The organism is Chryseobacterium formosum (assembly GCF_026460885.1).
GTDB classification, from domain to species: domain Bacteria; phylum Bacteroidota; class Bacteroidia; order Flavobacteriales; family Weeksellaceae; genus Chryseobacterium; species Chryseobacterium formosus.
The window spans coordinates 1-336 of the sequence record NZ_JAOVZW010000061.1 but is presented as its reverse complement, the minus strand read 5'-3'; the positions used below and the strand labels follow the sequence as shown (position 1 = coordinate 336).

Here is a 336-nt window from a genome sequence, read left to right as displayed (position 1 = left end):
CAATGGAGAAAGCATGTGAAAGGAGAATCCAGAAAGAAAGAGGAAAGATTATCAGATCTGAAAATGAATAAGGATGGTTCGATTGTTTTGGCAGGAACAAGTGCCGAAGAACTCGGTAAGGAAAACTGGAAGATTGTAAAGCTTGGTGACAGCCAGATCGATCAATTGATCGAGAAGCAGGATATTAAGATTTACCCGAATCCGGTATCTGATTACTGTTATGTGGAAGTTGGCTTTGATTTTAAAGAGGCAGATATTATTTTGTATGATATGGGCGGAAGACAATTGCAAAGTTTGAAAACTAAGAATAAAGTAACAAAGATAAATACGCAGAAT

General features: G+C 36.9%; 1 pseudogene. It reads left to right on the top strand.

Going from position 1 to position 336, the window contains the following annotated elements:
- Positions 1–336 (top strand): annotated as a pseudogene (locus OF897_RS21755) (T9SS type A sorting domain-containing protein); the annotation flags it as partial.